Source organism: Catellatospora sp. NPDC049609, assembly GCF_040675365.1.
In the GTDB taxonomy this organism is placed as follows: Bacteria; Actinomycetota; Actinomycetes; order Mycobacteriales; family Micromonosporaceae; genus Catellatospora.
The window spans coordinates 1-5,730 of record NZ_JBFAOU010000301.1 but is presented as its reverse complement, the minus strand read 5'-3'; the positions used below and the strand labels follow the sequence as shown (position 1 = coordinate 5,730).

6 protein-coding genes are annotated in these 5,730 nt (G+C 73.3%); 1 reads left to right on the top strand and 5 read right to left on the bottom strand.

Annotated elements, in window-relative coordinates; genetic code table 11:
• Positions 1 to 150: 150 nt before the first annotated feature.
• The 5 genes from rlmB to AB0J67_RS38835 all read right to left on the bottom strand — a co-directional run bounded on the left by rlmB (position 151) and on the right by AB0J67_RS38835 (position 4,960).
• Positions 151 to 1,269 carry a 23S rRNA (guanosine(2251)-2'-O)-methyltransferase RlmB gene (gene rlmB / locus AB0J67_RS38855; protein WP_363490463.1) on the bottom strand — a complete coding sequence of 373 codons (1,119 nt, stop codon included), beginning with the start codon at positions 1,267 to 1,269 and terminating at the stop codon, positions 151 to 153.
• Positions 1,269 to 2,684, bottom strand: a complete 1,416-nt coding sequence (gene cysS / locus AB0J67_RS38850; protein WP_363490461.1) for a cysteine--tRNA ligase — start codon at positions 2,682 to 2,684, stop codon at positions 1,269 to 1,271. The genes rlmB and cysS overlap by 1 nt, the downstream gene beginning before the upstream one ends.
• Positions 2,685 to 2,697: 13 nt before the next feature.
• Positions 2,698 to 3,507 (bottom strand): hypothetical protein, encoded by an 810-nt coding sequence (locus tag AB0J67_RS38845; RefSeq protein WP_363490459.1) that lies wholly within the window; start codon positions 3,505 to 3,507, stop codon positions 2,698 to 2,700.
• Between the two features lie 45 nt (positions 3,508 to 3,552).
• Positions 3,553 to 4,218, bottom strand: a complete 666-nt coding sequence (locus AB0J67_RS38840; RefSeq protein ID WP_363490457.1) for an HAD family hydrolase — start codon at positions 4,216 to 4,218, stop codon at positions 3,553 to 3,555.
• Positions 4,219 to 4,282: 64 nt separating this feature from the next.
• A complete protein-coding gene (locus AB0J67_RS38835; RefSeq protein WP_363490455.1) occupies positions 4,283 to 4,960 on the bottom strand; it encodes an HAD family hydrolase in 678 nt (225 codons plus the stop codon).
• An 86-nt stretch (positions 4,961 to 5,046) separates the two neighbouring features.
• On the opposite strand from AB0J67_RS38835, the gene AB0J67_RS38830 reads away from it, so the two are divergent.
• Entirely contained in the window at positions 5,047 to 5,661 is a 615-nt protein-coding gene (locus AB0J67_RS38830) for a helix-turn-helix domain-containing protein (protein WP_363490453.1), read from the top strand.
• The last annotated feature ends 69 nt before the right edge of the window (positions 5,662 to 5,730 follow it).

Sequence of the window (5,730 nt, the reverse complement as noted above, 5' to 3'; positions counted from 1 at the left end):
CCAGGATCGGGGTGATGACCAGCAGCAGGAACAGCACCAGCGCCGGGGCCAGGAAGACGGCGATGGTGCCCAGGCGGCGGCTCGGCCGTATCGAGTTTTCGGAGATCGAATTCGATGTGATAGGCCAACGTCGATAGAAAAGCGGGGCCGTCACGCCGCCCGGCGTCGCGCCACCTCGGCGAGAGCCACGGCAGCCGCGACGGACGCGTTCAGCGACTCCACCTCGGACACCATCGGGATGCTCACCCGCAGGTCACAGGTCTGCCCGACGAGCCGGCCCAGGCCGCGCCCCTCCGAGCCGACCACCACGATCAGCGGCCCGACCGCGGCCTCCAGCTGGTAGAGGTCCGTCTCCCCGTCCGCGTCCAGCCCGACGACGACGAACCCCTCCGACTGCGCCTGCTTGAGCGCCCGGGTCAGGTTCGTCACCTGCGCCACCGGCAGTCGTGCCGCCGCGCCCGCGCTGGTCCGCCACGCGGTGGCGGTGATGCCAGCCGCGCGCCGCTCCGGCACGAAGATGCCCTGCGCCCCGAACGCGGCCGCCGACCGGATGACCGCGCCCAGGTTGCGCGGGTCGGTCACCCCGTCGAGGGCGACCAGCAGCGGCTCCGGGTGCTCGGCCGAGGCGGCCAGCAGGTCCTCGAAGCTCTCGTACGCGAACGGCGGCACCTGGATGCCGACGCCCTGGTGCAGCACGCCGCCGGTGAGCCGGTCGAGCTCGGCGCGGCTGATCTCCAGGATCGGGATGCCGCGGTCGCCCGCGGTGCGCACGATCTCGGTGATCCGGTCGTCGACGTCGATGCCCTGGGCGACGTAGAGCGCGGTCGCGGGCACGTGCGCGCGCAGCGCCTCGACCACCGGGTTACGGCCGACGAGCAGCTCGGGCGCGTCCTTCGGGGTGGCCGACTTGCGGCCGGGGGAGACCCGCGGGCCGGTGCGGGTCGCGGCGCCGCGGGCGGCCTGGGTGCGCCGGGTCGGGGTGCCCTTGCCGGTGCCGCCCTTGCCCCAGGTGGTGTCCTTGGTGCCGGGCTTGCCGATCTTGGGGGTGCGCCCTTCCGCCGCGGCGGCCTTGCGCTCCTTGTCCTGCTTCCAGGCGGTCTTCGACGGCAGCTTCTCGGTGCCCGAGTACGCCTTGTGCCAGGGGCGCTCGTCGGCGGGCAGGGTCTTGCCACGCCCCTTCAGGGTGTCCTTGTTCTTGCCACCCGTGCCCTTGGCGGCGGTCTTCTTGCTGACCTGGCGTATGTTCCGGCGTTGCGAGTTGCCCGGCATTACAGTTCACTTCCGATCGTCCAGCGTGGACCGTGCGGGGTGTCCTCCACCACGACTCCGGCCTGTTTGAGCTGGTCGCGCACGGCGTCCGCGGCGGCCCAGTCTTTTCGTGCCCGGGCAGCGGTGCGCTGCTCCAGGGCGAGCGCGATCAGCGCGTCGACCGTGCTCCGCAGCCCGCCGTCGCTCTTCGCGGCGGCCCAGGCGGGGTCCAGCGGGTCGAGGCCGAGCACGCCGAGCATGGCCCGAACGCTGCCCAGCGCCCCGGCGGTGGCCTTGCCGTCACCGGCGGCCAGCGCGGTGTTGCCCTCCCGCACCACCTCGTGCAGGGCGGCGAGTGCGGCGGAGGTGTTCAGGTCGTCGTCCATCGCCGCGACGAACTCGGCGCACAGCACGCCCGGCTCGACCACGCCGACGATCTCGACGGCGCGCTGTACGAAGCCCTCGATGCGGCGGTACGCCGTCGCGGCCTCCTCCAGTGCCTGCCAGCTGAAGTCGATGCGCGCCCGGTAGTGCGGGGCGAGCAGGTAGTAGCGCAGGTCGGCGGGGCGGATGCCGCGCTCGACGACGGCGTCGAGGTCGACGACGTTGCCCAGCGACTTGCTCATCTTGGCCTCGCCGAGGTTGAGCAGGCCGTGGTGCACCCAGAACCGGGCGAACGGCAGCCCGGCCGCGCGCGACTGGGCCTGCTCGTTCTCGTGGTGCGGGAACACCAGGTCCAGGCCGCCGCCGTGGATGTCGAACTCCGGCCCGAGGTAGCGCTTGGCCATGGCGGAGCACTCGATGTGCCAGCCCGGCCGGCCGCGGCCCCACGGCGAGGGCCACTCGGCGTCGTCGGGCTCCTCGGCCTTGGCGCCCTTCCACAGCGCGAAGTCGCGCGGGTTGCGCTTGGCGCGCTCGGGGCCGTCGGGTGCGGCCAGCATCTCGTCGGGCCGCTGGCCGGACAGGGCGCCGTACTCGCCGAACGAGCCGACGGAGAAGTAGACGTCGCCGCTGCCGTCGTTGCTCGGGTACGCGTTGCCGCGCTCGATCAGCTCGATGATCATCTCGTGCATCTCGGGCACGTGCCCGGTGGCGCGCGGCTCGTACGTCGGGGGCAGCACGTTCAGCGCCCGGTAGGTCGCGGCGAGCGTCACCTCGTTGGCGTACGCGATCGACCAGAACGGGCGACCCTGCTCCAGTGACTTGTCGAGGATCTTGTCGTCGATGTCGGTGATGTTGCGCACGAACACGACGTCGAGACCCGCGCGCAGCAGCCAGCGCCGCAGCACGTCGTAGTTGACGCCGGAGCGCAGGTGGCCGATGTGCGGGCCCGCCTGGACGGTGAGACCACACAGGTACACGGAGGCCTGACCGGGAACGCGCGGCACGAAGTCGCGCACCTGTCTGGTCGCGGTGTCAAAGAGTCTCAACGTCACCGGACAAGGATAGTCAATGCGGCGCCGTCCACTGCGACCGCAGCCACCGCAAGGCGCGAATATCATCCGGTTCGACAGCGATCCGGTACCACCGGCCATCGGTGCCGATGACACCGATCACCGCCGATGCTCCGATCGCCGCCCGATCCGCCTTCGTCGACGGCTCGTCGGGCGGCACCGAGCCGCCGCGCACGGGGATGACACGGCGGGAGGTCCCGCCGGGCTGCGCGATGCTCAGCGACTCCGCGTCGGCCCGGATCCACCCGGCCAGCCACCCGTTGCGCGCGTACGCCGAGGTGGTGCCGTACACGTGGCCGTGCACCTCCATCGGCTCGCCCGCCTGCACCCGGGCCAGCCACTCGCCGTCGCCGACCGGGTCGGCCGGATCCTGCTCCTCGGCCAGGCCGGGGCCGAGCGAGCGCGGCTCGCCGTGCACCCGGATCTCCTCGCGGACGGCCGCGATCAGGTCGGCGCTGCCCTGCCAGCCCCTGGCCTCGCCGTGATACCGCCACCGCCGTCCTTCGGCGGACCGGCCCCGGGCCTGGACCACCCACGGCACCCCGAAAACCACCCGGGCCAGCGTCCACAGCGGCAGCAGCAGGAGCAGCAGCAGCCACTCCAGCGCCGCGAACAGCAGCAAGAGCAGCACCGGGAAGGCGAGCACCAGCAGCGCGATCAGGCAGCCGAGCGAGTCCGCGTACTGGGACAGCGCCGTGGTCTCGAAGCCGTCGGCGTCGCCGCCCCACCGTGTCGGCCGCCAGGGCAGCCAGCGACGGCGCACCCGCCACTGCCGCCCGTCGGCGCCGAGGATCCTCTCCCCCATGGCGGGCATGGTGCCACGGCACGGCGACCCGCGGGGGGCGCCCGCTCAGGCGGCCAGGCTCGCGACCGCGTCCGGCAGCTCGTCCAGCGAGCCGATCACCACGTCCGGGTGGACCGTCCCGGCGGCGGGGGCGCCCGCCCGGTTCAGCCACACGGTACGCAGGCCCGCCCCGGCCGCCCCGGCGACGTCGTGCTCGTAGTTGTCGCCGACGTAGACCACCTCGTGCGGCTGCGCCCCGGCCGCCGCGAGCACGGCCTCGAAGAACCCGCGGGCGGGCTTTTTCGGCACCCCGCCGTGCAGCGCGTAGATCTCGAACGCGAACCGCCCGCCCAGCCCGCACCGGTGCGCCTCGCTGTTGGCGTTGGTGGCGTACCCGAGGCGGTAGTCGCGGCTCAGCTTGTCCAGCACCGCCGTCGTCCCCGGAAACGGCCGCGAGTGCGCGAACCGCACCTCGAAGAACAGCTCCAGCCAGCGGTCGAGCTCGTGCTCGCGGCCCGCGCGGGCGAGCGTGTACCGCATCGCGGCGGCCCGGATCTCGCGCGCGTCCCGGTCGGCCAGCGAGATCCAGTGGTCGGTGGCGTCCGCGGCGAACAGTTCCAGGGTCAGCGCCGGGTCGGCCACCGCGGCGGTGACCGCGCTCAGGCCGGCCGTGACCGCGGTGTGGATGTCCACCAGGGTGTCGTCGGCGTCGAAGGCGACAGTCGTGATCATCGGTACACGTTAGCGGAACCGCAGGTCAGAGCCTTGGACCGTCACCCGTTGGGGGTACCGGCTCTCATGTCGTGAGACGGCGCAGCGCCTCCGGGAGCTCGGCGAGCCGCTCGATCACCAGATCCGGCACGACCTCGCCGGGACACGCGCGGCCGTTCCGGTTGACCCAGACCGTACGCATGCCCGCCGCCGCGGGGGCCACCACGTCGTGGTGGTAGTTGTCGCCGACGTACACCACCTGGTGCGGGTCGGCCCCGGCGGCGGACAGCACCGCCGCGAAGAACCTCGGCGCGGGCTTCTTGGGCAGGCCGTCCCGGTGCGCGTACAGCTCGAAGGAGAACTCGCCGCCCAGGCCGCACCGGTCCGCGACCGAGTTGCCGTTGGTGGCGTACCCGAGCAGGTACGACCGGCGCAGCTCGGCCAGCGTCGCCAGCGCGTCCGGGAACGGCTTCGTCTCCCGGTAGCGCACCGCGAAGAACGCCTCCACCTGCCGGTCCAGGTGGTGCTCCAGGTCGAACCGGGCCAGCGACCGCCGCAGCGCCTCGCGGCGGATGTGCGGCACCGGCGCCTCCGGGTCCTCGGCGAACACCGTGTTCCAGTCCTCGCGCAGGTGATCGCGGGTGAGCGCGGCCGCCGGGTCGAGCGCCAGCACCTCGGCCCGCACCGCCTCCAGCGCCGCGTCGATCGCGGGGCTCAGGTCCAGCAGGGTCTCGTCCGCGTCGAACGCCACAGCCTTGATCACCCCGCAACTGTAGCGACCTCGGTCGACATACCCGGCCCGCCGACGCCGCAGGAAGGGCGCCGAGGTCCGCTCTTAGTCTTGATCCCGTGGACACCGCCCAGACGCTCGACCGTGGCCTGCGACTGCTGACCCTCGTCGCGGACACGCCCGGCGGGCTGACCGTCACCGAGGCCGCCAACCGGCTCGGCGTCGGCCGCGCCGTGGTGTACCGCCTGGTCACCACGCTCACCGAGCACGCGCTCATCCGCCGCGACTCCGGCGGCCGGCTGCGCCTCGGCCTGGGCCTGCTGCACCTGGCCCGCCGCGCCCAGCCGCTGCTCGCCGACGCCGCGCTGCCCGCCCTGCGCCGCCTGGCCGACCAGGTCCGCGCCACCGCCCACCTGACCGTCGCCGACGGGGACGAGGCGGTCGCGGTCGCCGTCGTCGAGCCCAGCGCGACCATGTTCCACGTCGCCTACCGCACGGGCTCCCGGCACCCGCTCGGCTCCGGCGCCGCCGGCCGGGCCATCCTCTCCGACGCCGAGGGCTGGACCGTCTCCGCCGGCGAGCTGCAGCCCGGCGCGTACGGCATCGCGGCCCGCGTACACGTCGAGGGCCTGCGCGCCAGCGTCGGCGTCGTCGCCCTCGCCCCCCTCGACCCCGCCACCGTCGGCCCCCACGTGGTATCCGCCGCCCAAACCCTCACCACCGCCCTCACCTGACCCCTTGATCATCCGACTTGCCAGGCACATGGGCGTATCTTGAACGCTCATTCGCCCAGGTGCCTGGCA

Bases quoted from the DNA above. Each gene is read 5' to 3' on its own strand.
- rlmB (WP_363490463.1), bottom strand. From the start codon at position 1,269: ATGCCGGGCAACTCGCAACGCCGGAACATACGCCAGGTCAGCAAGAAG.
- AB0J67_RS38845 (WP_363490459.1), bottom strand. From the start codon at position 3,507: ATGGGGGAGAGGATCCTCGGCGCCGACGGGCGGCAGTGGCGGGTGCGC.
- AB0J67_RS38840 (WP_363490457.1), bottom strand. From the start codon at position 4,218: ATGATCACGACTGTCGCCTTCGACGCCGACGACACCCTGGTGGACATC.